The organism is Microcoleus asticus IPMA8, assembly GCF_013179805.1.
Taxonomy (GTDB): Bacteria; Cyanobacteriota; Cyanobacteriia; order Cyanobacteriales; family Microcoleaceae; genus Microcoleus; species Microcoleus asticus.
In genome coordinates, this window is the sequence record NZ_SRRZ01000121.1 from 1 (window position 1) to 23,695 (window position 23,695).

The following is a 23,695-nucleotide window of genomic DNA, read 5'->3' on the forward strand; positions in this document are numbered from 1 at the left end:
TCTACTATTATTCGCGAAAAATCTTCTCTTCATCCCTTGGGCTTGTCTTGGCAACTAGAATAACTGCTCCCTCTATTTATTGAGCCGATACCTCTGAACCTCGTGATTTTCTTTGTACCTGAACCCATTCTGAGCAATCCTGCGGGCCCATAGCCAGTTGCATCTTTGAGCGTCACTCATTGAGGGACAAGAAATGTTGGGTCGATTCTTCTCAATACGATAAAGTGTCTTTTAGGACAGCCAAACTTTTCTGTTAGCTGTCCCCACTTCTCAAATAAACTGCTAGGCAACAACAATTGTTTGACCGTTGGTTAAACTGCTGAAGTTATACGTCGTGCTACCAGCTATGAGTTTTTCAAACTCAGAAGTATTCATAATGCTGATACCTGAATAATTATAGCCAGTGAAATTCACCGCTGTGCCGGATATACCAACAACATAACTTCCTGACGTTAATTCCAGCGTGTCTTTACCGTTTCCGCCGTTGAAATTACCGCTACCAAAACCCTTTAGATAGTCTTTACCGTCTCCCAAAAAGACCTTGCCCAAGAGGTTACTGCTAAGGAAGCCGGCAATAATGGAGTCGTTACCATTACCAGTATTAATGGTACCGTCGTTGTTAATGCCCAAGCTATTCGCAGTTATTACGTCGTTACCATCACCCGTATCGATAATGCCTGACAAATAGTTGGTGATGGGGATGCCACCTCCCTCAGTGTGGATGCCAGTGATTGTGTCATTACCATCGCCAGTATTAATGGTACCATCGTTGTAAATGCCGACGCTACCCATGCCCGTGATTGTGTCGTGACCCTTACCCGTATCAATAATACTGCTAAAAAAAGCGTTTTGGATGCCGTAGCCGCTTCCAATAGAGTGATCGCCAGTGATTGTGTCATTACCATCACCAGTATCCAGGATGGAAAAGTTGGCGATGGCGACGCTATAATCAGCGTTATCAACGCCAGTGATTGTGTCCTTGCCGCCAAGAGTATTAGCGGTGCCAGTATTGAGTATTTGCTCAACCCCAGACGCGGGGACAACATCAGCCCGGTTGGTAAACGTTATACTTGAAAGTTCGATCGCCATAGGAAGACCTCGCTATTAAGAAACAAATGAAAGAAGCTTAAATGTTATAGCTTATATTTGTATCCCAATCCACAATATTCTATTCTGTAGGGTTTTATTTCTTAACACAGTCCAAGCTATTTTGATGAGACAGCTTGCTCCTAAAGCTTTTTTACGCTAAAAAAATCAATAATTGACGCCTATTCTTCTGACAGCGAACGATTTCAACAATAGAATAAATAATTAAATATTCAACTAGAAACAAGAGTCATGAATCTGAAGTAATGATTTATGACGCTTTTATTTAATTTGAACAAATTGCAAGGACAAACAGAGCATCGAACCTGCTATGTGTGGCAAATACATCATCATTATCTAGGGCTTGCTGAATAAGCGATCGCTTTCCCAAGACCAAAAGCTATCGATATTCAAGCCGAATTTAGTAAAAGTCTTGGTTGCTTCAACTCTTACGGCTACCCGTAGATTGCGGTTAGTGCGTCTTATCGCTTCGCTCAATCGCGGGATGGGTGCACTTCGGGCGAGCATGGGTCATCGTGGCTTTGGTTACAACAACTTTGGCAACTTTCTTTGTCGGTCACGATATCGATCGCCTTCAATCTCCCTCAACTTCCATCTCCAACTGATACACCCGCAAACTGGGATGTTCGCCAATCAATTGCCAGCAATATCCCTCAACTGTGGGAGTGGGTCGCGCTCCTTGGCGGTACAGGAATATCGGCTCGTTTCTCATCAACGCGGTGAATATCTCTCGCTCTCTGTCTTTGCCATCATCCCAAATCAGGTGAGCTTTGCCGAAGTAGCCAACACCCATCAAGCTGGCAAAGAGCCATTCCATCAGAGCTTGCTGCTGTTCCTGGGTTAGCGGGGATTGACCGTAGCTGTCAATTGCGGGCGATTGAGATTTTGGTTTGAGAGAGGCGATGAGGGCGCTAGCAAGGTTGAAATATTTTTTCATCGGGAGTTGGTATAGGTTATAACCTCAATCGGTACGACAATAGGTTGGTTAGCAACATCAATTCGATACGTTACTTCGCTAGTTCGAGAAGGACAGCAGAGGGCATCTTGCGGGGTGTAGCGGGAAAAGAGAGCCTTGAAGCGGGAAGGCGTTTCGATATCGGTTTGAAATAAAGCGCCATCGCTCCTAGAATTCATTGGGTTTGGGGAAGTGGTTCCGGCAAAGATACCGTTGGCAAAAACGAATTCCTGGTATCCCACAGGGCGGCACATTCCATCGAAACCGGTCTGCCCTTTTACCAGCACTACGCGCCCCGAACTTTTAGTTTCGCCCCGCACGTTAAATAGAGTCCATCCTGCTGCTTTCACGGCTCGTTCTTCGGGAGTAGAAGGGTTGCGGATTTGCTGCTGGCAGCGGGCTGCGTCGGAGGAATTATTGTTGGGAGCTTTGGGAACTGACGCTCCGGGTTTGTTCCAATTTGTCAGTGTTTTTTGTTCCAGCCACGAACTGCTGGACGGTTGACTCACTGCGGCTGTAGCGAGGGCCAGCGGAACAAGTGCAAGCGCTAAACCAATTGGATAAAGTATTTGAGCTTTCATCTAATTATTTTGCAGTTTAAGTGGCAGTCTTTAAATTCATTACGAGCAAAATTCCCCAAGGTCGGCTTGCCAACGGCTGTCCTCAGTTTATCAAATTAGGGGCTGCACTGTAAAATCTGAATAAAAAGCCATATAAAAGGTTGCTGCCACAGCAGAAGTCTATTGCAAACAGTTCTGGTTAGCGCGAAAAGAACCAGCAGAGTATTGAGGAGAGAACAGGCGATCGCTTAACCCAAGCATTACAGCAAGCGACCGCTTTTTGGATTAGCAAGCAAATTCAATTTTTTATGTATACTTTTAGTTAGTCGGGATGAAGATACTGTTCGGTAGATCGCACGTTCGGATATTGCCCCGTTAGAGAGCTGTTTTAAGACTTATCAACCAAACGACCGAATTGATAGCAAACAAAAAAGTATAAAAAATATAGATTGACGGAGCGCGCACAGCTCTCCACAAAGAAGGCATTTTAAATATTTTCAAAGAACCGAGCGGGTGAACTAGACCTTCCGGTATAGAATGGGTATTGAAACTTTTATCTAAAGCCCTTTCATCATTCAAGAATTCGGTAACGGCAGCAGCTCTTTGCATATAATAAAATTGCACCCTCCAGTAGGTAGCTTCTAAAAACCAAAAACCAAAAATTATAACGTACCCCAGCGGAACCAGCGCCTCTATTTTGCTGGCAAACACCCAACCAATCAACGCTACCCAAATGGTAATTGCCGCAGTTTTTACCTGCTGCAAAATTGTACTGAAGTTAGCTATTTTTTTCTCTAGTTCCTCTGCTCCTTGTTGCAGCATGGCTAGCTGAAATTTAAATCGATCCATGTTTGATTCGGAGGTGGCTGATTGTTCATATATCAATAGTTCGGACAGTTTTAGATATAGTGGAGTGTCCGAAACCCAGACTGGCTATATGGTGGACTATTTTTTCAAGGTTTAAGTCGAGCGCCCTTGTTGCCTAAAGTTCGTTAAAAATGGCAGGGCTTCCTCGCCCTCGGCTTACAGGATCGTTAAAAAACTGTCCGAACTATTGGCGTAAAGCAAGTAATAATATCTTAACCCTCTCTCAGTACAGACGAAATACGTAAAATGGAGGAATCTTATGTCAGGTAAACTTACAGGCAAAATTGCACTGGTAACAGGTGGGAACAGTGGGATTGGACTCGCGACTGCCCAACGGTTTGTAGCAGAGGGAGCTTACGTCTTTATCACGGGTCGGCGTCAAAACGACCTCGATGCTGCGGTGAAGCAGATTGGCAAAAATGTCACCGCCGTTCAGGGTGATGTATCAAATCTCGCGGATATCGATCGCCTGTTTGCCGCGATTAAGCAAGAGCAAGGGCACCTCGATGTAATCTTTGCCAATGCGGGCGGTGGAGAAATTGCTCCACTGGGATCGATCACTGAAGAACACTTTGACAAAACATTCAACGCAAATGTCAAAGGTTTGCTATTCACCGTGCAGAAGGCATTACCACTGCTGCCAGAGGGCGCTTCTATTATTCTGAACGCCTCGACTGCTTCTACCGTAGGCACCCCAGCCTTTAGCGTTTATAGCGCGACCAAGGCTGCCGTGCGATCGTTTGCCCGCAATTGGATACTCGACCTCAAAGAACGCAAAATTAGAGTCAATGCGATTAGTCCTGGCGTGGTCCCGACTCCTGGCTACACCCTTTTGGGATTGAGCGAAGAGCAGGTGCAGGAATTTGTGAACAGTCAAGCCGTCACCATTCCGCTAGGACGAGTTGGTACGCCCGATGAAATTGCCAAAGCCGTTGTCTTTCTTGCTTCAGACGATAGCAGCTTTGTTAATGGCATCGAACTGTTCGTTGATGGTGGTATGGCACAAATCTGAATATGAGTGAATTAGGAAATAGTGCTTTCCTAAATCACTCATATTTACACTCAAAAGAGAAACATCATGATTAAGCTTTACGGTCACGAAATGTCTGGTAACAGTTACAAACCAAGACTGTTGCTGGAACTATTAAATATCGAATATGAATGGGTCAAAGTGGACTTAATGAAAGGCGAACAAAAATTGCCGGAATACTTGGCACTCAACCCATTGGGACAGGTTCCTTTGTTGGTCGATGGCGATACCAAACTAGCTGATGCTCAAGCTATTTTGGTGTACTTAGCGCGGCAGCATGGCGGCGATCGCTGGCTGCCGTTGGATGCCCTCCCGTTGGCTCAAGTCGTTCGCTGGCTATCGACAACTGCTGGAGAAATCCGCCAGGGCCCTGAACATTCCCGACTTTATTATTTGTTTGGGGCTACCAGTATCAATATCGAACGCGCACACCAGCAAGCAGAGAATATCCTGACTCAATTAGATAGGCATTTGAGTACGCGCAACTGGTTAGAATTCGATCGCCCCACCATCGCTGATATCGCAGTCTTTCCTTACGTTGCTCTAGCGAACGATGGCAAGATTGACCTCGCACCCTATCCCAGCGTCCTAGCTTGGATCGATCGCATCAAACAACTCCCCGGCTATATCCCAATGGCTGGACTGTAGGCGAACCGCACAGCTTAAAAACAGAGGTAACGTATGGCAATCCCAGGCTGGACAAGAACCGAATCGCCGTTTCATGCGGGCGAACTAGCAATTCAAGGTCGAATGGGTACGCAGACCAAGATGGATAGGCAAGGACGACAAATGATTCGGGAATACCTGCCCGATCAGTTTCGCCAGTTCTTCTCCCAACTTTCTTACATAATTGTGGGTACGGTGGATGTGACAGGCAGCCCCTGGGCTTCAATTCTGGTAGGGAAACCGGGCTTTGTATCAACGCCCGACGATCGTACCTTACAGATTGCCGCCAAACCCCTATTTGGCGATCCTTTCACAAATAATCTTGCCGATGGCATCGATATCGGCTTGCTGGGAATTGAACTCCATACCCGCCGCCGCAATCGCGTGAACGGTACTGTCGCAGCAATGGACTCGGATCGCTTTGAAGTGCAAGTGGGACAAAGCTTTGGCAACTGTCCCAAATATATTCAAACTCGGATGTTTGAGCTAATTAATCGAGATTCCGCAACGCCGCCATCGATCCATCAATTCCAAATGCTTGGAGCCCAAGAACGTGCCACGATTGCTGGGGCTGATACCTTCTTCATTGCAACCGCTTATCAAAATACATCGGCAGGCATTGCTAGCGGGGTAGATGTTTCTCATCGCGGTGGCAAATCAGGCTTTGTGCGGCTCGATGATCACTGTACGCTGACCGTTCCCGACTTCTCTGGCAATTGTCAGTTTAATACCTTTGGCAACCTTGAGTTGAATCCCAGAGCTGGACTGTTATTCGTGGATTTCGACCGCGGCAACCTGCTCTATCTCACAGGCACAGCCGAAGTGATTTGGGAAGGTGCCCAAATCAATGACTACGAGGGAGCAGAGCGATTGTTTCGCTTCCACCTCGATCGCGGCTGTCGGGTAGAGGGCAGCCTCCCGCTGAGCTGGTCATCGCCAGCGTTCTCGCCTTTCCTGGATCGCACAGGTTTCTGATAAGGGCATCACTCGACATTCTTAAAGGAGCATATATGTCACTGATTAAAACACCATTCGGGCAACATTCCACCGCTGCCGAGGTGGTAAAGGGAATCGATCTTTCTGGCAAGCGGGCGATCGTCACTGGAGCAGCATCGGGCATCGGCATCGAGACAGCACGGGCACTCGCTCGTACAGGTGCTGAAGTGACCCTGGCTGTGCGTGACATCAATGCTGGTCAAAAGACAGCGGCTGACATCACTACTACTACGGGTAATGGAAACATTCACGTTGCCTTGCTGGATCTGACTGATCGAGCTTCGATCGCTACATTTGTCGATGCGTGGAATGAACCATTACATATCCTTGTCAATAATGCTGGTGTAATGGCATTGCCTGAACAATACACGTCCGAAGGCTGGGAGATGCAGTTTGCTACCAATCATCTTGGGCACTTTGCTCTGACACTCGGACTCCATCATGCACTGGCAGCGGCTGGTGCGGCACGTATCGTCTCCGTCAGTTCTAGCGGACACCTGCTCTCGCCAGTGGTCTTCGATGATATCCACTTCGCCTTTCGCCGTTACGATCCGTGGTTGGCATACGGACAGTCCAAGACTGCCATTGTCCTTTTCGCGGTTGGTGCAGCCTCACGCTGGTTGAAGGATGGCATTACGGCTAATGCTTTGATGCCGGGGGCGATCGCGACCAACCTTCAGCGCCATGTGGGTGGGATTCAGACACCACCAGAGCGGCAGAAAACACCGGAACAGGGTGCTGCCACCTCAGTTTTGCTGGCAACCTCCCCCTTGCTGAAGGGCATTGGCGGTCGCTACTTCGAGGATTGTAACGAAGCCGCGATCGTGCCTCGGCGAACCGAAGACTACAGTGGCGTTGCACCCTATGCTCTCAACTCGGACAACGCCGATCGCCTCTGGGAGGAATCGTTGCGCCTGCTTGCCTGACCGTGTTTTTAAACAGCGGTAATTAATCCTTTTGCTTGTATTGACTAATAAAAGACTTTAGCTGTTTTTCTTGAAACTTTTGAGCAAATTCACACAACTGCTCAGCAAAAGGAATAAAATTGGCATCCAATTTTTTTAAATGTTCGGCTTGTTTGATAATCGCTTTCAAATTGCCTTTCATAATTAAATCATAGAAAATATCAATTTCTTCTGGGGGTGGAGGAACTATAGCCGCAGCCAACGATAAAGCGCTATCTCGTTTAATACTTTTGGCAGGGGGAGGAAAGACTTCAACTAACTGTTCGTAGAGCCAAGATAGCCCTAAATGTCTGTGCAACAATCTAAACAAATCAGAAGCTTCTACAGGTTTGGGAAGAAAAGCATCCGCCCCAGCATCTAAACTATTGTTCTGGTCAGTTTCAAACACTGAAGCTGAGGAGACAATTATTAAAATATCTTTCAATTCTGGCAATTCACGCAGGCGGCGCATCAACTCAAAACCCTTCATTTGGGGCATTACCAAGTCGGTGATAATAGCATCTGGCATTAATTCGCGAGCTTGCTCTAAACCTTCAATTCCATTGGTAGCTTCAACAACTATAAAGCCAATGGGTGCGAGCAAATTGACAATCACAGAGCGATTTTCCCACCTATCATCTACTACGAGAATTTTGCGCTTGTTTCCTGTAAAGCCGACTATAGTTCTTGTTGGCTGCACTGTCGGTAAAACCTTTCCATCAGACATTGATAAACTCAAATCAAACCAGAACTTGCTGCCTATCTGCGGCTTGCTACTTACTAGGATGCTACTTCCCATTATTTCAATAATTTTTAAGCTAATTGCCAATCCTAAACCAGTTCCTTCTGCCATGCGGCGAGCCTCACCTACCTGTTCAAATGGCAGAAATATTTTCTGCATTTGTTCGCTCGTCATTCCCACGCCAGTATCTTCGATTTGAAAGCGGATTTTGTGGATAGCTTTCGGTGCGATCGCAGTTGATTCAACAGCTACAGATTCTACTACAGCCACTTTAAAAATAACGCCACCTGCATCAGTAAATTTAACAGCATTACCCAAAAGATTGACTAACACTTGCCGTAAGCGTTTTTCGTCAGTCTTAACGATACTTGGTAGTGCAGCATCAAATTGGCATTCTAAAGAAATGCCTTTCTGTTCAGCTTTAATGCGGCAGATTTCGCTGACTACCTGAAGAAATGCTAGGAAATAGAAATTTGTGGGATAGAGTTCCATTTTTCTAGCTTCAATTTTAGAAAGGTCTAAAATATCATTAATCAGAGTAAGCAAGTGCGAACCGCACTGGTAAATGATGTTAATCTCAGCAATTTGTTTGGGAGTTAACCTGCTATCTCGCTGGAGGATTTGAGCATAACCTAAAATGCCGTTGAGAGGTGTTCGTAATTCGTGGCTCATGTTAGCAAGAAATTCACTTTTAGCTTGATTGGCAGCATCAGCGACAATTTTAGCTTCTTGGAGTGCGAGTTCTACAATTTTGCGGTCTGTAATGTCTTGAAAAGTTCCTTTAAATTTGACAGGTACATCATTTTTGTAGTGAGGTTGACCGAGAATATGAACCCATCGCTGATTTTTTTTACCCGTAACGAACTGCAACTCTATATCAAAAGGTTCTTTATTTGCGATCGCACTTTCGAGTGCTGGTTCCAAAATCTGTAAGGACTCAGATGGATAGAAAGCCTTTGCTGCTGCCATAGTTAACTGAAAACCTGAATCAACTTCATAAATGCGGTAAACTTCTTCTGTCCAAGCCAATTCTTCAGTTTCTAGATTGATTTCCCAGCCGCCAACTTTTGCTAACTGTTGGGTTTGGTTGAGAAGTGCTTTGCTTTCTCGCAGTGCGGTAGTCCGTTCATCAACGCGCTGTTCTAACTCTTCGTTGGTTTTTTCTAAGGCAGTAAAAGATTCTTGTAATTGCTGTACCATTTGATTGAACGATTCAGCTAAAATATCCAGTTCTCCAATCGATTCGACCTCTACTTTTTGGTTTAATTTTCCATTTGCTATTGCTCTACTTGCATCCCTCAAACGCAGAATAGGCTCAGCTATCCAGCCAGAGGTAAAAATTCCCAGAATGGCAGCCAGCAATAATGATAAAAGGCACAGCAAAATCGTAGTCCTGGTGTTAGAATTAATTTGATCCGTGAAGTCCGCTTCGGGGACAGCAACTACAATTAGCCAGTCAATACCGCGACCGTTTTTAAATGGTGTCACCTGTAGAAATTGGTGCTTGCCACCCAAGTCAAACGTGAGTTGCTGGTTAGTATTAATTTTGCTCAAGTCGCCAAACTTATCGATCAAATATTGGGATGAAAGGCGAATCAAAGGCACGCTACTTTCAGTTGCTTTCATCCGCTTCTCAACCTTCCCATCCTTACTAACTAGAAATGGCTTTTCCGACGTTGAGGAAGCTACAATCAGTCCTGAGCGTTCCATGATGAATGTCTTTCCAGACTTACCAATTTTTAAACTTTGTAGGAAGTCGCGGGTTTGACTGTCAAGTAGCTCCGCACCTAAAACACCTATCAAATTACCAGTTGAGTCATAGACTGGCTGACTAGCAGTAATTCCCAAATGATGACTTCCGAATACAAGAAAAGGATCGATCCATCTGGGTTTTCCTGCTGCAACCGCTGCTTTATACCAGGGTCGATTCCGCGCGTCAAAAGCAGGAATGATTTTTTCCAGCTTTTTGCGATTGCCAAAGCTATCTGTAGAGTACCAGACTAACTTGCCACTAACAAATCTTTCTGTTGTGTAAATATATAATTTCTCATTATCTTGACGCTGGGCTACAACTATTCCTCCGAGAGGATTGCCAAAATAAATAGCACTTACTGAATCAAAAACTTGAAGCTGATGCCACAAATGACGCTCCAAATCTCTCTGATTCTGCACGTCCAACAAGTTAACATTAATAGTAGCCGCGAGGCTTTGATTGACTTGATGAGCGCTCGTAAGGTAAGTCCCCAAATTCTGCTCAATGCGATTGCTAATTTCCCCCCGTAACTGAGCAGCAACATCGTTAACAGCTTTCTGACCATTGCGTAATGATAGCCATCCTGTTAACCCCACAGCCGCAAAAATTTGCAGTAAAAATGGCCCTACTAGAACAAGGCGGAGGGGGAGTTTTCTAGAGTGAGAAGCAGTTAAGCGCATCATAGAACAGTCCAGCGATCGTGATATTAATGTGATCTTATTTTTGACAAAAACACAAGTAAAATATTGGGCTTGTTTGTTATCACAATCGGCAATTATGACTGCTCTATTGGGATTTCAACAGTGAAGTCAGTACCCTGACCCAGTGTGGAAGTACAAGTGATTTTTCCTCCATGTTTCTCTACCACAATTTGATAACTAATACTCAATCCCAAGCCTGTACCTTTCCCTGCTGGTTTGGTTGTAAAAAAAGCTTCAAATAGTTTACAAGCTACTGTCTCTTCGATACCTATACCGTTATCAGCAATGTGAATTTTTACAGAATTATCATTTGCTAATTCTGTGCTAATTGTAATCTTACAATTAGCAGATTTTGCGGATTGGGAATTTACCATTTTATCTTCCAAGGCATCAATTGCATTGGCAATCAAATTCATAAAAACTTGATTTAACTGTCCCGCATAGCATTCCACTAACGGTAAATTGCCGTATTCTTTAACCACCTCAATCGCGGGGCGATCGCCACTTCCCTTCAGCCGATGGCGCAAAATTAAAAGAGTGCTATCTAGCCCTTCGTGAATGTTTGCAGCTACCTTATTTGATGTATCCATCCGCGAAAAATTTCGCAAAGAAACACTAATGTTGCTAATTCTATCTGCTCCTAACTTCATTGAACTAATCACATTTGGCAAGTCTTCTAGCAGGTAATTTAGCTCAATTTCTTCAGCATGATCGGAAATCTGAGGGAGACGATTGGGATAACTTTGTTGATAAAGCTTCAAATGGGCAATCAATTCTTTTATATATTCAGAAATGTGAGTAAGGTTCCCGAAAATAAAACTAACTGGATTGTTAATTTCATGAGCAACGCCAGCCACTAACTGGCCCAAACTGGACATTTTTTCAGTTTGCACTAATTGAACTTGAGTTTGTTGTAAGTTATGTAAAGCCTGGGATAATTCAGCCGTTCGTTCTTGTACGCGCTGCTCTAGTTCCTGATTTTGTTTTTCAATTTTCTGAGTCAAAAAATGCAATTTTAGATGCAGTTTAACGCGAGCTAAAACTTCTTCTTGCTGAAAGGGTTTAGTTATATAATCCACTGCCCCTAAAGACAGACCTTTAACCTTATCAACGGTATCAGACAGAGCGCTCATAAAAATCACGGGGATGTCAGCAGTTAAAGGATTTGCTTTCAGGCGATCGCAAGTTTCAAACCCATCTATCCCCGGCATCATTATATCCAACAAAATTAAATTAGGGAGTGCATAGCCCACCTTTTCAATAGCACTTTCTCCATCTTGTGCTACCCAAACCTCAAAGGAGGCATCATCCAACAAATTATAAAGTACCCCTAAGTTATTAGAGTTGTCATCTACGATTAAAACAATATCTTTCTTTTCAGAATCGGTGTTCATTTATTTGGCTCTTCATTACATATGATGCTTAACTTGTAATTAAGCATCATAACGCTTGCTGTACAATAAGGGTTCTAGCCGTAGATCGCCCGTATTCTTAGCCTCAAACGCTAAAAATAATGACTACACTTATTACCTAGCGAAGCTTTTAGGCTAGCGGACAGGTCTGTTTAGCATACCAAGTAAGGAAGAACCGGAATGTGGTTTAAAATACCAAATTACACAAATTTTACTTGCCAAAGGGTTGTCCCCACCACTGCCAGCATTGTTTATTAAATGGCGATCGCCACTTGTAGATAAGCTCCGATTCTAGCTGTAACCGATGCTTTCGATTGCTCGGCGCTCCGTACCAAAAAGCTATGGCTACACTCACATCTAGGGAATAACGCCGATGTAATTCGATGTAGTTGCCAATGTACTTATGACAATCATGGCTCATCCACCGTTGCTTAGGAGTGCGGTCAGTTTCTCCTACATACAACAGCAAGGGAAGCTCGTTGTCAATAACAAAATAGAGGCAAGTACGATCGCCTCCATCAGGTTTCTCACAAAATGAGAGATTGTGCAGTTCCAGAGCAAAGGGGTCTATGTTGTTAGAGTCACAGAGATTTGGCGCTAACTCGAATAGACTTCCCTGTCGCGGTTGGTCAGCGCCTTCAGATTGTTGGTGTTCAAAAATGCGCTGTTTCCAGCTCTCTAGCACCTCACAACTCATCGTTAACTTAGGAGATTTCGAGGGTCTGGATTTGGGATGAAATTCAGGGAAAAGTTCGAGTTGCTCCACGAGTTTAAAGATTGTTGGACGATCGCTGCTGTCAAGTTTAGCTCAATGGAATTATACCAAACATCACGCTCCCGGTAGTAATGTCTCCAGATAGGGAACTGATACTGTGACAATTATACCAAACTGATGACAATGATTTTTGAAAAAACTAGATAATTCATGAATGAACTCAGCAAAATCTAGAGAGACTGTCACAGATATTCTTGTTTTTTCGATGTTAATGAAAATTTATTTAGCCAAGTTTCGGAAACCGTCGCATTCACGTTGCCTATCTATTCGATCGATTCTTAGCTCTTCATAACAAATCGAACCAAATCACAGCAATTTATGAACAAATGCTACCACGTCAGCTTTTGCGCTTCTTACGAGCTAACAATTCAGGGAAAAGTAAAATCATCCTGCTTCGCTTTGGGGTGATGATGTTTTGGCTCCCTAACTATGAGAATCTATCATCCTTTTGTCTCCTCCAAGAAAGATCTGAATCAGGCATAGAATCCCAAGAATTATTTCTCCCAATATCTGCACGTTTGACCTGTTCCCGACTTTCGGCAAACTCATGAATTTAGAAGAATTAGTAAGGTTTCTGAAATATGAAACTGACCTCGACAGATTCTTTGATTCAACTGCTGCATATTATTTTCAGAACCAAGTGCTTCCTTCACCAACCGAAGCTCAAAGGGTAAAAATAGCTCTGGCAATAAGCGACCAGATAGAAGGGAAGCGCCCGCAAAGTACCGACGCAACCTATCTCGCAGCATATAAAATTGCAGAATCTGTTTAACTACTGACCACTAGCCTCTCATTCTATTGGGAGGTCAGAACTCATACTAACCCTCAAACACATGGCAAGAGATTTAAGTGCTTACAATGTATCAGAAAAACCCTGCTACACCTGCCCCTTTGGTGGTAAAAACCCAATTCCTCTAGCGCCCGATCGACTGGCTTATTATTACGACGAACTCCTCAATGGCGGCTCCCAGCACTTATGCCATAGCGCAGAAAAAACTATTTGCCGAGGCGGACGAACGATCCAACTCCGATGGTTTTGTTTATTAGGTATCATTGAAGAACCTACCGATGAAGCTTTCAATCAAGCTGTTACAGAAGTTGAATTGAAGAGAAACAAAAACGATAAAAACGGTAGAAACAATGGAAAAACAGAAAACATCTCAGAAACACATTGATTTGTTTCTGAAACCCCAAGATTGTTACTTTTTGTACAATCCCTCTAATTGGTGTCCGGGTTGGGCGATCGGTCAAATTGAGCTTCCCATCCCTACTAGCTATTCCCGTTGCTTGACTTTGGTGCGTGATGCTGAAGGTGGCTGCCATTGGGTTCCTGCTAACAAAGTTGCCATTCGTGGGGAAAATCATCGTCAGACTCATCTTTTTGAGACTTATACAGCGAATTGTTTCGATTGGACAAAAATTAACCGTTTTAAGGAAATTGTCTGGTGATTTTATGGAATCTTTAAAAATTACTCAAGAACACATTACTTGGTTTCCTGAACCAAAAGACTGTTTCTTTCACTATGGGAATGTTTGGTGTCCAGGTTGGGCGATCGGTCAAATTGAACTTCCGATCGTTCCCTGTTATTCCCGTTCATTTATCTTAATTCGTGACTGTACCGGGGAGTCCCATTGGTTTACTGCCAACAAAGTTTTGTTTCGTGGTGACAGTCATTTGTTCGACAGTTACATCGGAAACACATTCGATTGGACAAGAATTCACACTTTCAAGTCTCTTGTGTCCTAACTTTTTACCTGACAGCAGCGCTTGACCAGTTCGCACCTGGTTTTTTTATGGTAGATTCAACAAATTCAACAACTAATTTTGATTCACCTTCTTTAGTTCAGCAAAGATTCGTTATCTGCTACGCCTATTATTCGATCGCTGCTGCCACAGAACATGGTAGTATTCTTTTCTTGGCTAACTATGGAAATCTTGAATGGATTACTGATTTTGAAGAAGCCTATTTTTTCGATACTAAAGAAAAGGCAGAAAAAGTAGTTGCAACTCTCCAAGAAAACTTCAAATCTAATAATTTTTCCAAAGATTCTGTCTCTGTGATTCTAGTCAATTGGTCAGAATCCGATTAACTTTTTTGGCTTTTATCTCTATAACAAACGGGGATAAAAGTCAAGTTTTTAGTGTATGAACTCAAAAACAGAAAAGGGATATAAGCTAAAAATAATTTATTAGTTAATTACTGACATGGTGTTGACAGCAGGGCTAGCAGCAAAACTGCTACGCCAAATCCTCGTAGACTACAATTACTGGCCCGAATCCGAATCCGATTCGCCTCTTTCTGTCAGACGATCGAAAACCGCTTTAGATGACAAAGCGATTCTTTCCCGCGATGCAACCATGCGAAGAACAGCAATGAAGGAGTTAGATCCAGAAGTTGCTTACAAAGCACCAGAACGACGAATTGAATACAAAACACTCGATCAAACATTCAAACCTTTAGCTGCTACTGCACTGCTTGAAGTACAAGCAACAGCAACTAACGTACAAGGTGGAATGGCTGAGTTGGAAACATTGGAAATACCGATCGAACAATCCGAATATTTGGTGCAACTCTACAGCGTTTTCAAACAACTAACAAATGCCAAAGTTTGTTATGTTGTTGATGGTAATATGACAGGTTCTGACCCATATACAGGACTTTTTATTACTGGTGAAAGCAGCGATGGTGAGGTTATTATTGCTCAATCTCTGCTAGTTCAAACCTGATAATTAATCCCGTTTGTTTTTATACAAAAAAAAAAACGGGATTAATCACAGAATTTTTTACACATTTAAAAACTATGCTGACAGCAGTTCTGGCACTAAAACTTCTTCGTTCCATTCTTGTTGACTATAACTACTGGCCAAGTGATGGTGATTCACCGTTAAGTGTTAGTCGCCACAGACAGAAAGTGACTGAAAAAACCATTCTTTCTCGCGATGCTGCTCTGCGATGCGCTTCGGAAAAAGGCTCAAATCCTGGTGTGCCTTACAAACCTCCAAAACGTCGAATTGAAATCCAAACACTTGACCAAACATTCAAGCCTTTAGTAATTGGTGCGCTGGTCATTGTGGAGGCAATAGTTCAAGAATCTGAAGGTGATTTAGAAAACCTACAACTGCCACTCGAACAATCTGAGTTTTTCATTCAGTTGTATGGTGTTTTTAATCAGTTAGCAAATCCCAAAGTATATTACGTTTTTGATGTTGACAATGTAATATTTAATGCGTATATCGGACTGTATATCACTGGTGAATCTAGCGACGGCATAATAGTTGCTCAAACATTGATTCAAAATGATAGTTAATTCCGCTCTGTTTTGCAGACAAAAATAAGTTAAGGATAATCAAACCATGCCAGTAAGAATTATTTTTCCTGTAGAAGGAGAAGTTGTACAAACAAATACAGTTCCTCACGTTATCACAGTCAAGGCGATCGCTGATAGCAACATCAACACTGACGTTCGGTTTAAGCTAAACGGTGCGATCGTAGGAATCGATACGTCAGCTACTTCGATTAATACAAGTGGGACTGTGGAATATCAATATCAATTTAATGTTCCAATTCCTGCTGCTGGGATTCATTCGATCGAAGCCGAAGATATCAATCAAACAACAGTTCCTATAACAGTTCGATCGACAGCTTCATTAAGTTTGGAATTGAAGCTTAATAGCCCAACAATAACTCTGACTCGAAGCACAACATCTCTTTCTCCGAACTTGGTAACAGCAACTATTGCCAACCGACCAACAGGTTCTTTGGTTCGTTTTACATTGAATGAGAAAATTATCAAAGAAGATAGCACTGCTCCTTTCAATGTTTCTGTTTCTGAGTCAGGAGAACTTAAAGCTGAGTTAGTGGTAAATGGTAGTGTTGTTGAGGTTGCTACTGCTTTTCTAAACATTCTTGTCATACCAACTCCTACACCCACAGGTTCTCAAAGCCCCAAAGGTGATAAAGGTGATAAAGGCGATAAAGGCGATAAAGGCGATAAAGGCGATCGAGGTGAAGTTGGCGCACACGGAATTCAAGGAGCGATCGGTTCAGAAGGAATTCCCGGCCCCAAAGGTGATACTGGAGCAACGGGAGCTCAAGGGATTAAAGGTGATACTGGCTCCAAAGGCGACACGGGATTAACTGGCGCAACTGGCCCTCAAGGAGTTCAAGGTGTTGCTGGTGCTGTTGGGCCGATCGGTCCGAAAGGAGACACGGGAGCCACCGGGCCAGCAGGGCCAGCCGGGATTGTTTGGTCAACACCAATTTCATTACCTTTGGCGAGTGGGGCTACGGGCAGCGTAACTTATCAAACCTGTGGAAAATTGGTTCGGGTCAATGTGGATGTGACCATACAATACACAAACGTTTCAGGATTGTTACTGGCTAGAGATATGCCAGCCACAATCTTTAATACTTGGTTCCATTCTACAGCAATGATTTTCCGACCTGATTTAACAATTGCTGCAACGGGACAATGGGGCTTAATGAGATATCAACCAAATAACCGAGAATTAGCGTTGATGTTTGACAAAATCGTCAATGAAACTGTGCGATGTGTCAGCAATTTCATAATGGCAGTTAACTAAGAAAAACCATGACTTTTGTAGCGGAAGTTCCCAATACTTACAATCCAGCTAAAGAATACATAGTTGGATTTTGGTTAAGCACTCCTAAACTCAATGGAGTTCGCTGTATTTACACGCGCGATGGTGCAGCACGAGGATTGAGAAGCCAAAGTCTCACAACCCGATATGTTGGACTCGATCGGCTTGAATTAGCCTGTCGTGCCATCTGTGACGCTAACAATCTGTCTTTCATTGACGGTGAACTGTTCATTCCCGGCAAAACCTTTAATGAACTTACGGTTTTAGTTCGCGATAGAACTACCTATGAACTTGATGAAAAATTTGCTGTTCAATTCCGAGTTTCTGCTGTTGGTTCTGCAACAAACCTGAACCTAACAGCTCAAGAAATGGTGAATTTTATGCAGCAAATCATTCCGAGCCAAGGAATGATTTGTTTGATTCCTCAAAAACAAATTCGGAACACACCTCTGGGCGTTCTTGATGAAGCAAACGCCGTCATGAATTCTGGAGGAACTGAAGGAATCATTCTCAGAAATCTGGACTCAGTGTATTCTGGGGTGCGATCGGATAATCTTCTCAAAGTGAAGGGCATAACAAGCGGAATTTTTACTGTCGTTGGATTTACGCAAAATCCAATAGTAGGTTACGTGAGTTATATGTCCGTTGAAGGCACAGTGAATGGAGTTATGAAAACTTCTCGTGTTTACGGCTTGAACGACGAAGAGGAACAGGATCTGTGGATGAACAGAGACTCTTATATCGGCAAACAAGTTCAAATAGTTTACATGGGTTTAACCGCTACTGGCAATCTCCGAAGCCCTGCTTTGGGTCGATTTGTTTGATGAGGAGCAACAAAGATGTTACTGCAATTAGCAAATACTTACAGTCCCACCAAAAACTATGGGGTGAGCCAATGGCTCAGTAGCCCCAAGTTAGATGGAGTTCGGTGTCTGTACGAAAATCCAACAAATGGATTAAGAAGTCGATCGGGCAAAACTAGATATTCAGGATTGGGCGAAATTGAGCAAATCTGTGAAAACATCAGGTCAGCCAACAATTTATCATTTTTGGATGGTGAATTGTACATCCCCGGAGAGCCTTTCGATAGAATTTCTGGGATTGCTCGATCGACGAAAACTACAGCAACCGTTGTCGAAGCGAAACAGAGAGTGGAATTCCGCATTTTTGCGATTGGCTTCACTCAATATCCGAACATCCCGGCAGCAGACGAATATAGCCAAATTCAGCAAATCTTTCCGACAATGGGGAAGGTTAGTTACGTTCCGCAGAGACTGATTGAGAATAACCCTCTGGTCATTCAAGCTGAAGCTGACTCAATCAAGGCATCAGGGCAATCGGCTGAAGGGATAATGCTGCGGAACCCGAACTCTGTTTATTTCCAGGGTCGATCGATCGCACTGTTGAAAGTCAAAAACTTCGTGAAAGCTCAATTGCAGGTAGTTGGATTTACTAAAGGTTCGGGGAAATACGGTAAATCTTTGGGGAATTTATTAGTCAGCGGCAACATTGATGGGCGAACCGTCAATAGCCGAGTCGGAACAGGGTTTACTGATTTAGAGAGATCGACTATATTCGCCAACCAAGCTGATTATTTTGGGAGGACGATCGAAATCATCCATTTGGGGGTTAATGCTACCGGAGCTTTGAGACATCCAGTTTTTAATAGATTTGTCTAAAGATTCTTAGAAATATCAAAAAAACCTGAGCTGGGTGCAGCAACTCAGGTTTTTTTGTACAGTTAGTTTCTCGCTACTTTAGCTGAATCTCTTATTTGACAATCCCTACAAGTTCAGGGACTTGACCTGCTAATTTCCAGCCAGTGGCAGCAGAGTAAATTGGAGTATTTGCACCAACTCCCCAATTAGGCAGTTCATTGCTGGGAACTTCGACAAATGAATTATCGGGAGCCTTAATTTGCCACAGCATCGGTGGTTGAGAAGGAGTAAGCAATTCCGCTGGAATTGGAGGAGGCAAAACAGGAGCTGTTGGAGCTGCTACCGGAGTTACTGCGGGAGTTACTGCGGGAGCTAGAGTAGTTGCAGGACTTGCTACTGGAGCTGTTGCCGAAGTTGTTTCAGTCGAAGTTTCAGGAGCAGTTCCGCTAGAATAGACCCTTTCAAGAAACTTCTTGTCAAACGTAATCTTCGGTCGGCGAGTAGGCTTGTAGATGGTTAGTTCACCTGTTTTTGGATTTCGTCCTTCCCGTTCGGGTTTTTCAATTAAGCTGAAGGTTCCGAATCCTTCAATCTTGATTGATTCTCCGGTTCCGAGAGAAGAAATAACACTGGAGATTACTTCTCTAAATGGGAGATTTTGAGCAACTGAAGCCATAATTAAAATTTTGATTGAGATAGACGCTTGATTTGATTATGCCCTAATTTTTTTAAAAGCACAATAAATCAGAAACATTTTTCTCATTTTTAGGCATGAAATTGGCATGAAAATGGTAGTATTTACCACTTGTCGTAAATACCACTCATCATTAATTAGGTGGCAAACCGAAATCTTCAGGGCTATAAAGACCTGCTGGCATTTTGCCATTTAAGAAATCAATCTGTTCTTGACTCAGGGATTGGTTAAATAAACGAACTGTTTTGGTAATAGTTCTACCCGCTTCATCCATGTATTTGCCATCGGTGTAAATCCGCATTTCGCGAGTTTCGCCGATCGCCACTTTACTTCGATATTTTTCACCAACCCATCCAAGGGGAAAATAGCCGATATTTTTGGTACTGTCGGGATACCTCATATCGATCGCCAGTTCCATCCGTGCGGCTTGCTGACCAGTAGCTGGTTTCATTCGCTGAACAATGCGAATCAGAACATTCTGTCCAGTCCATTCACCTCGGCTCCAGACATTGGGTTCTTGTTTGTGAACGTTGAACACATTGAAGTAAGGCAAAGTATCAGGATTTTCTTGTAGTTCAGTCACGATTTCTTCCCGGAATAAATTGAAAACCAGCGAGCCAGTGCTGAGTTCAGTAGCCTTAAAATGCACCGCTCGCCAGTAAGCAGCAGCCCAAGATTTTTCGGTATAAGCCTGACCCTGGACATCGGCAAATTGTTCAATAGCGGAGTTTTTAAGAGCTTGGTATTTAGCGGAGACTTCCCGGAGTTTGGTAGTGTCACCCTCATTTTGTTCCTTCCATTTGATCGCAGCTCCCATCTCTGAGCCATATCCTTTGCGCTGTTCAAACGCAAAATCCATCTGTTCTTGGGCTACCTCTACATCTACAAACAGCGCATTGTGAAACGAGTTGATGTCGATGTTAGTTTCTAGCTGAGCTGGCCGCCAATAGCTGTTGACTACTTTGACGAGCCGGGAGATGGTATCGATCGCATCATTGGCAACGGCGCAGGGTCGAATTAGAAAAGTGTCCTTCTCCTTAAAATCTTTGAGCCAAGGAATTTTGCCCGCATCTCCCAGACCGTTGAGATAGTCGGTAACAGCTTTGAGTCCCACATCATTATTGGGATATGCCGACTTCAGCGAATCCACCGCGATTTGCAATTCCTGACTAAGGAAATTGATGATAGCCATCTCTTTTGGCTCTGTCTGCATTCCGCCTGGCGGAATATTTAGGACTATTCCTTCTACTCCCGCTGCTCTGGCGCGACCGAGGAGTGAGGCAACTACACCGGTGATGTCGTTCATGCTGTTGATCGCAACTTCTTGGAGTGTTCCCGTCAGCGCCATTTTAGGCAACTTGTCAACTTCGGGAGGTTTGTCGAAATTGGCGATCGCATCTCTCAACGCCGGATATTGATCAGAGGCAATTAACTGAACGAAATCACCGTCAAAGTCTCTGCCCAGACTCAACATCAATTTTGTGGATGCCGCCATTAGGTTCGTCCCCCGCGCATAAGTCCCTTCAATTCTGTTGATCCAGAGTTGGCAGTCGCCCCAATGCCTCATGGGGTTGCAGAATACGATGTACTCGCCGGGAGCCATCCTAGGTGCACAGAAAACTTTCTCAATAAAAGTTGTTTTGTCATTCTTGTCCGTGATTTCGTATCTCTTAAAATACTCATCCGGCTGCGACATCAGCGACCAGAAACGAACCCCCGCAGCTTTTGCTAAGTTAAGCCAAACTGCTTGAAGTCTTTCTGCTATTTTGCCTGTGATGTAAGGATGAAGCAGAAGTCGTCCTTTGATATCGTATTTAATGATTTCCATTGCAGTATTGACATATTCCGCTTCGGACTGAATACTATCGCCTTGTTCGCGTTCTTGCTCTGCTTCTACTTGATGGATTCTCAACTCTTTAGCCAGAGCTTGAATAGAGTTAGTAGCGGCTACTAGCTTTTGACATTTTTCTGTTAATCGGCTGATTATTTTGTCTTGTTCCAGAGTTTCAAATTTAAACCATTGAAAAAGCATCCAACCTGCTTTTGCAGTGCGTTTTTCTGCTTCAAATACCAGCCCACACAACAGTTTCTCTCTGTAGTTTCCTAGAGCTGGTTTATTACCTTTTAGAGAACTCCAAGGTATGACTAAATCATAGCCAGAGTCGTCTAGTTCGGAGTTGTAGGCGATCGTCCCTTTGGCGACCCACTTTTTGAATGACGCTATCCGAAACTGAAGGGGAATTCCTTCGTCATTTGGCAAGTGGACATCACCTGTTCCAAGTATCCGCATAAAATTCTTGGAAGCTTTACCATGACTGTCTCCGCTATTCCAGTGCCTTCCATTCGTGGGGTCATCTTGTGGATTACCCTGAGCATCTTTTCTGGTGTCATCAACAATAATAAAATTGAACTCGCGACCTACTAAAAGTTTGCACCCGGTGTGCATAATGCTACCGTAAATTATTCTCTTCCATTGCTCACTACCTTTGGTTCCATAATAGTTAGAACCGATCGGAGCCAGATTAAAAGTAAAGCGTCCGTGGTTGCGAGAGTTGCTGGCTAAGTCTAAGGTGTATCGATCGTTTTTATTAGGTACAAAAGGGTCTAAAAGAGAAGCATTCTTGGTATCTTCGGGGATTTCTCCAATGCAAAAACGCTCTCTGCCACAGTCTTGATGCCAGCCAGAAAGGAGCGTATTTCGGAGAGTCACTTTGGGAGTATTTGACCATTGTTTGGTAACGCAATCCCACACAGACAAGATGGCAGTGGTTTTTATCTGTCCTAAACTTTCGTCAACCCAAGAATAATTTAATTCGTAATCAGTAGGCATATCAATCAGAAAAGTAGAATTTTCCTGATGCTATTCTAGCAATTTTATCAGTACCTAACCTGGTAGGGATGTCATTTTTCGGAATAAGAACAGGATTGTCGGGGTTGTTCAAATCATAGCCAATAACATATTCTTTCTTAGTGTTTAATCCAACTCCAATGACATCTTCGATCGGAAGAACGGCACTCGTTTTTAAATTTTTTGCTAAAAATTTCAACTGTTCAAGAATTTCAACTTGATTGGTGTCGTACATATGAGCAACTGATAAGTTAAATTTCCTTGGAGTTGCATTGCCAACATCAGCAAAAACATAAAGAAATTCAGCAAGATCGGTTCGGTTTCTCATGGCGGTGGCAATGATAACGGCTGCACCAATTATAGGGGCTGCCCAAGCCATCAAATAAGCCCAACCACTTGCTTGCATTCCTGTGGTTCCAAAGAGTCTGGGCAACAAACTTGCTCCAGCTTTCAGAGCCGAAGCTGCTAAATATCTAACCGCTTCAGCACCGCCTGAACTGCCAGATAATTTCAAGACGATCGACACCACAGTATTGGTCAACGCTGGCAACAAAACTGCGGGAATATTGAATGATTTCAGGAAAAAACTCCCTAGCAGCCAACTGGCAATGCTGGTGAGCACACCCACTGCACCTGCGATTGTAGCTGCTCCCCCCACAGCGATCGGCACCAATGCTGAATTAAAGACGGGCGGACGGCTGTAAATGGAACTGATGGAGTAATTGTAGGTTGAGCTGATTGAGTATGGATTTGCAGCAATGATTTTAGGAATTGTGCCTGTGGTCATCGCGATACGTCCTGCTTCGGCCCTTCTGATTCGTGCGCGGGCATTTCGGCGTGGATTTCCGGTAAGTGATTCGATCGTTGCTAATATTTCACTCTTTAATTGCTCAATTCTACTAATGGCAGCAGCTTTCCATGTATCTATTTGAGCTTCTGCTGTTTGTCCGGCTTGCTGAATTGCTCGAATGTCGGCATCGATCGAGTCGATCGTTACTGATAAATTAGGTAAATTCAAAGATTCGTTGTACGCAATCACCGACGCTTCATAGATTGCTTTTTCTCTGCTACTGGGAAGGAGATTGGCTAATTCTTGCTGACCTTTGCCGGCTAAGTTTGTGAATGCTTTGCTGTTGTAGGCGCGGTTGATGCCATTCAAGGTTTCCAAAAATACCAAACTGCAATCAATCACGGTATTTCCCACATTTTGGGATGCTACCAATAAATCTTTGATGCCTGCCATTACTGGGTTTTTCATAATAAACTGAATATGGGGCAGGCTAAAATACCAATCCAGAAGTGTTGAATGATAGGAAAAGATTGCTAAAGTTGGCAGAGCAATGTATAATTGTAGACTTATAAATTATTAATAATCAACTAAAAT

24 protein-coding genes are annotated in these 23,695 nt (G+C 43.6%); 14 read left to right on the plus strand and 10 right to left on the minus strand.

The window, feature by feature from the left end:
- Window positions 1-282: 282 nt before the first annotated feature.
- The 4 genes from E5S67_RS25205 to E5S67_RS25220 form a co-directional block, all read right to left on the minus strand.
- Window positions 283-1,089 carry a hypothetical protein gene (locus E5S67_RS25205; protein WP_172191172.1) on the minus strand — a complete coding sequence of 269 codons (807 nt, stop codon included), beginning with the start codon at window positions 1,087-1,089 and terminating at the stop codon, window positions 283-285.
- Between the two features lie 592 nt (window positions 1,090-1,681).
- Window positions 1,682-2,044 (minus strand): hypothetical protein, encoded by a 363-nt coding sequence (locus E5S67_RS25210; protein WP_216670708.1) that lies wholly within the window; start codon window positions 2,042-2,044, stop codon window positions 1,682-1,684.
- The gene (locus E5S67_RS25215; RefSeq protein ID WP_172191174.1) at window positions 2,041-2,643 is read right to left on the minus strand and encodes an LppP/LprE family lipoprotein; all 603 of its coding nucleotides are present in this window, start codon (window positions 2,641-2,643) and stop codon (window positions 2,041-2,043) included. The genes E5S67_RS25210 and E5S67_RS25215 overlap by 4 nt, the downstream gene beginning before the upstream one ends.
- Window positions 2,644-2,997: 354 nt before the next feature.
- A complete protein-coding gene (locus E5S67_RS25220) occupies window positions 2,998-3,471 on the minus strand; it encodes a hypothetical protein (RefSeq protein ID WP_172191175.1) in 474 nt (157 codons plus the stop codon).
- Window positions 3,472-3,748: 277 nt separating this feature from the next.
- Here E5S67_RS25220 and E5S67_RS25225 point away from each other — a divergent pair, with 277 nt between their 5' ends.
- From E5S67_RS25225 to E5S67_RS25240, 4 genes are all read left to right on the plus strand, one after another.
- Window positions 3,749-4,501, plus strand: coding sequence for an SDR family oxidoreductase (locus E5S67_RS25225; RefSeq protein WP_172191177.1), 753 nt, complete (start codon window positions 3,749-3,751; stop codon window positions 4,499-4,501).
- A gap of 66 nt (window positions 4,502-4,567) precedes the next feature.
- Window positions 4,568-5,167, plus strand: a complete 600-nt coding sequence (locus tag E5S67_RS25230; RefSeq protein WP_172191179.1) for a glutathione S-transferase family protein — start codon at window positions 4,568-4,570, stop codon at window positions 5,165-5,167.
- Window positions 5,168-5,200: 33 nt separating this feature from the next.
- Window positions 5,201-6,160, plus strand: a complete 960-nt coding sequence (locus E5S67_RS25235; protein WP_172191181.1) for a pyridoxamine 5'-phosphate oxidase family protein — start codon at window positions 5,201-5,203, stop codon at window positions 6,158-6,160.
- 35 nt (window positions 6,161-6,195) lie between these two features.
- The gene (locus E5S67_RS25240; protein ID WP_172191183.1) at window positions 6,196-7,107 is read left to right on the plus strand and encodes an SDR family NAD(P)-dependent oxidoreductase; all 912 of its coding nucleotides are present in this window, start codon (window positions 6,196-6,198) and stop codon (window positions 7,105-7,107) included.
- Between the two features lie 22 nt (window positions 7,108-7,129).
- On the opposite strand, the gene E5S67_RS25245 is transcribed toward E5S67_RS25240, so the two are convergent.
- The 3 genes from E5S67_RS25245 to E5S67_RS25255 all read right to left on the minus strand — a co-directional run bounded on the left by E5S67_RS25245 (window position 7,130) and on the right by E5S67_RS25255 (window position 12,499).
- Window positions 7,130-10,300, minus strand: a complete 3,171-nt coding sequence (locus tag E5S67_RS25245) for an ATP-binding protein (protein WP_172191216.1) — start codon at window positions 10,298-10,300, stop codon at window positions 7,130-7,132.
- A gap of 95 nt (window positions 10,301-10,395) precedes the next feature.
- Entirely contained in the window at window positions 10,396-11,715 is a 1,320-nt protein-coding gene (locus E5S67_RS25250; protein WP_172191185.1) for a sensor histidine kinase, read from the minus strand.
- Window positions 11,716-11,944: 229 nt separating this feature from the next.
- On the minus strand, window positions 11,945-12,499 hold the full coding sequence (locus tag E5S67_RS25255) for a GIY-YIG nuclease family protein (protein ID WP_343045301.1): 555 nt from the start codon (window positions 12,497-12,499) through the stop codon (window positions 11,945-11,947).
- Between the two features lie 556 nt (window positions 12,500-13,055).
- Here E5S67_RS25255 and E5S67_RS25260 point away from each other — a divergent pair.
- From E5S67_RS25260 to E5S67_RS25305, 10 genes are all read left to right on the plus strand, one after another.
- Complete coding sequence (locus E5S67_RS25260; protein ID WP_172191189.1) at window positions 13,056-13,280, plus strand: hypothetical protein; 225 nt, start codon at window positions 13,056-13,058, stop codon at window positions 13,278-13,280.
- A gap of 61 nt (window positions 13,281-13,341) precedes the next feature.
- A complete protein-coding gene (locus tag E5S67_RS25265; RefSeq protein WP_172191191.1) occupies window positions 13,342-13,683 on the plus strand; it encodes a hypothetical protein in 342 nt (113 codons plus the stop codon).
- Window positions 13,649-13,957, plus strand: coding sequence for a hypothetical protein (locus tag E5S67_RS25270; RefSeq protein WP_172191193.1), 309 nt, complete (start codon window positions 13,649-13,651; stop codon window positions 13,955-13,957). Before E5S67_RS25265 ends, E5S67_RS25270 begins: the two co-directional genes overlap by 35 nt.
- Window positions 13,958-13,961: 4 nt before the next feature.
- Window positions 13,962-14,255 (plus strand): hypothetical protein, encoded by a 294-nt coding sequence (locus E5S67_RS25275; protein WP_172191195.1) that lies wholly within the window; start codon window positions 13,962-13,964, stop codon window positions 14,253-14,255.
- 47 nt (window positions 14,256-14,302) lie between these two features.
- Window positions 14,303-14,599, plus strand: a complete 297-nt coding sequence (locus E5S67_RS25280; RefSeq protein WP_172191197.1) for a hypothetical protein — start codon at window positions 14,303-14,305, stop codon at window positions 14,597-14,599.
- Between the two features lie 115 nt (window positions 14,600-14,714).
- Window positions 14,715-15,236: a hypothetical protein gene (locus tag E5S67_RS25285; protein WP_172191199.1), complete on the plus strand. Its 522-nt coding sequence runs from the start codon at window positions 14,715-14,717 to the stop codon at window positions 15,234-15,236.
- Window positions 15,237-15,310: 74 nt separating this feature from the next.
- Window positions 15,311-15,817 (plus strand): hypothetical protein, encoded by a 507-nt coding sequence (locus E5S67_RS25290; RefSeq protein ID WP_172191201.1) that lies wholly within the window; start codon window positions 15,311-15,313, stop codon window positions 15,815-15,817.
- Window positions 15,818-15,863: 46 nt separating this feature from the next.
- Entirely contained in the window at window positions 15,864-17,093 is a 1,230-nt protein-coding gene (locus tag E5S67_RS25295; protein WP_172191203.1) for a hypothetical protein, read from the plus strand.
- Between the two features lie 8 nt (window positions 17,094-17,101).
- Window positions 17,102-17,935 carry a DNA ligase-like domain-containing protein gene (locus tag E5S67_RS25300; protein WP_172191205.1) on the plus strand — a complete coding sequence of 278 codons (834 nt, stop codon included), beginning with the start codon at window positions 17,102-17,104 and terminating at the stop codon, window positions 17,933-17,935.
- Window positions 17,936-17,950: 15 nt separating this feature from the next.
- Window positions 17,951-18,790: an ATP-dependent DNA ligase gene (locus E5S67_RS25305; protein ID WP_172191206.1), complete on the plus strand. Its 840-nt coding sequence runs from the start codon at window positions 17,951-17,953 to the stop codon at window positions 18,788-18,790.
- Window positions 18,791-18,881: 91 nt separating this feature from the next.
- On the opposite strand, the gene E5S67_RS25310 is transcribed toward E5S67_RS25305, so the two are convergent.
- From E5S67_RS25310 to E5S67_RS25320, 3 genes are all read right to left on the minus strand, one after another.
- Window positions 18,882-19,445, minus strand: a complete 564-nt coding sequence (locus tag E5S67_RS25310) for an HU family DNA-binding protein (protein ID WP_172191208.1) — start codon at window positions 19,443-19,445, stop codon at window positions 18,882-18,884.
- Between the two features lie 151 nt (window positions 19,446-19,596).
- Complete coding sequence (locus E5S67_RS25315; RefSeq protein ID WP_172191210.1) at window positions 19,597-22,293, minus strand: hypothetical protein; 2,697 nt, start codon at window positions 22,291-22,293, stop codon at window positions 19,597-19,599.
- A gap of 1 nt (window position 22,294) precedes the next feature.
- The gene (locus E5S67_RS25320) at window positions 22,295-23,569 is read right to left on the minus strand and encodes a hypothetical protein (protein WP_172191212.1); all 1,275 of its coding nucleotides are present in this window, start codon (window positions 23,567-23,569) and stop codon (window positions 22,295-22,297) included.
- Between the last annotated feature and the right edge of the window lie 126 nt (window positions 23,570-23,695).

Coding starts and splice junctions, on each gene's coding strand:
- E5S67_RS25205 (WP_172191172.1), bottom strand. CDS start 1,089: ATGGCGATCGAACTTTCAAGTATAACGTTTACCAACCGGGCTGATGTT.
- E5S67_RS25210 (WP_216670708.1), bottom strand. CDS start 2,044: ATGAAAAAATATTTCAACCTTGCTAGCGCCCTCATCGCCTCTCTCAAA.
- E5S67_RS25215 (WP_172191174.1), bottom strand. CDS start 2,643: ATGAAAGCTCAAATACTTTATCCAATTGGTTTAGCGCTTGCACTTGTT.
- E5S67_RS25220 (WP_172191175.1), bottom strand. CDS start 3,471: ATGGATCGATTTAAATTTCAGCTAGCCATGCTGCAACAAGGAGCAGAG.
- E5S67_RS25225 (WP_172191177.1), top strand. CDS start 3,749: ATGTCAGGTAAACTTACAGGCAAAATTGCACTGGTAACAGGTGGGAAC.
- E5S67_RS25230 (WP_172191179.1), top strand. CDS start 4,568: ATGATTAAGCTTTACGGTCACGAAATGTCTGGTAACAGTTACAAACCA.
- E5S67_RS25235 (WP_172191181.1), top strand. CDS start 5,201: ATGGCAATCCCAGGCTGGACAAGAACCGAATCGCCGTTTCATGCGGGC.
- E5S67_RS25240 (WP_172191183.1), top strand. CDS start 6,196: ATGTCACTGATTAAAACACCATTCGGGCAACATTCCACCGCTGCCGAG.
- E5S67_RS25245 (WP_172191216.1), bottom strand. CDS start 10,300: ATGCGCTTAACTGCTTCTCACTCTAGAAAACTCCCCCTCCGCCTTGTT.
- E5S67_RS25250 (WP_172191185.1), bottom strand. CDS start 11,715: ATGAACACCGATTCTGAAAAGAAAGATATTGTTTTAATCGTAGATGAC.
- E5S67_RS25260 (WP_172191189.1), top strand. CDS start 13,056: ATGAATTTAGAAGAATTAGTAAGGTTTCTGAAATATGAAACTGACCTC.
- E5S67_RS25265 (WP_172191191.1), top strand. CDS start 13,342: ATGGCAAGAGATTTAAGTGCTTACAATGTATCAGAAAAACCCTGCTAC.
- E5S67_RS25270 (WP_172191193.1), top strand. CDS start 13,649: ATGGAAAAACAGAAAACATCTCAGAAACACATTGATTTGTTTCTGAAA.
- E5S67_RS25275 (WP_172191195.1), top strand. CDS start 13,962: ATGGAATCTTTAAAAATTACTCAAGAACACATTACTTGGTTTCCTGAA.
- E5S67_RS25280 (WP_172191197.1), top strand. CDS start 14,303: ATGGTAGATTCAACAAATTCAACAACTAATTTTGATTCACCTTCTTTA.
- E5S67_RS25285 (WP_172191199.1), top strand. CDS start 14,715: ATGGTGTTGACAGCAGGGCTAGCAGCAAAACTGCTACGCCAAATCCTC.
- E5S67_RS25290 (WP_172191201.1), top strand. CDS start 15,311: ATGCTGACAGCAGTTCTGGCACTAAAACTTCTTCGTTCCATTCTTGTT.
- E5S67_RS25295 (WP_172191203.1), top strand. CDS start 15,864: ATGCCAGTAAGAATTATTTTTCCTGTAGAAGGAGAAGTTGTACAAACA.
- E5S67_RS25300 (WP_172191205.1), top strand. CDS start 17,102: ATGACTTTTGTAGCGGAAGTTCCCAATACTTACAATCCAGCTAAAGAA.
- E5S67_RS25305 (WP_172191206.1), top strand. CDS start 17,951: ATGTTACTGCAATTAGCAAATACTTACAGTCCCACCAAAAACTATGGG.
- E5S67_RS25310 (WP_172191208.1), bottom strand. CDS start 19,445: ATGGCTTCAGTTGCTCAAAATCTCCCATTTAGAGAAGTAATCTCCAGT.
- E5S67_RS25315 (WP_172191210.1), bottom strand. CDS start 22,293: ATGCCTACTGATTACGAATTAAATTATTCTTGGGTTGACGAAAGTTTA.
- E5S67_RS25320 (WP_172191212.1), bottom strand. CDS start 23,569: ATGAAAAACCCAGTAATGGCAGGCATCAAAGATTTATTGGTAGCATCC.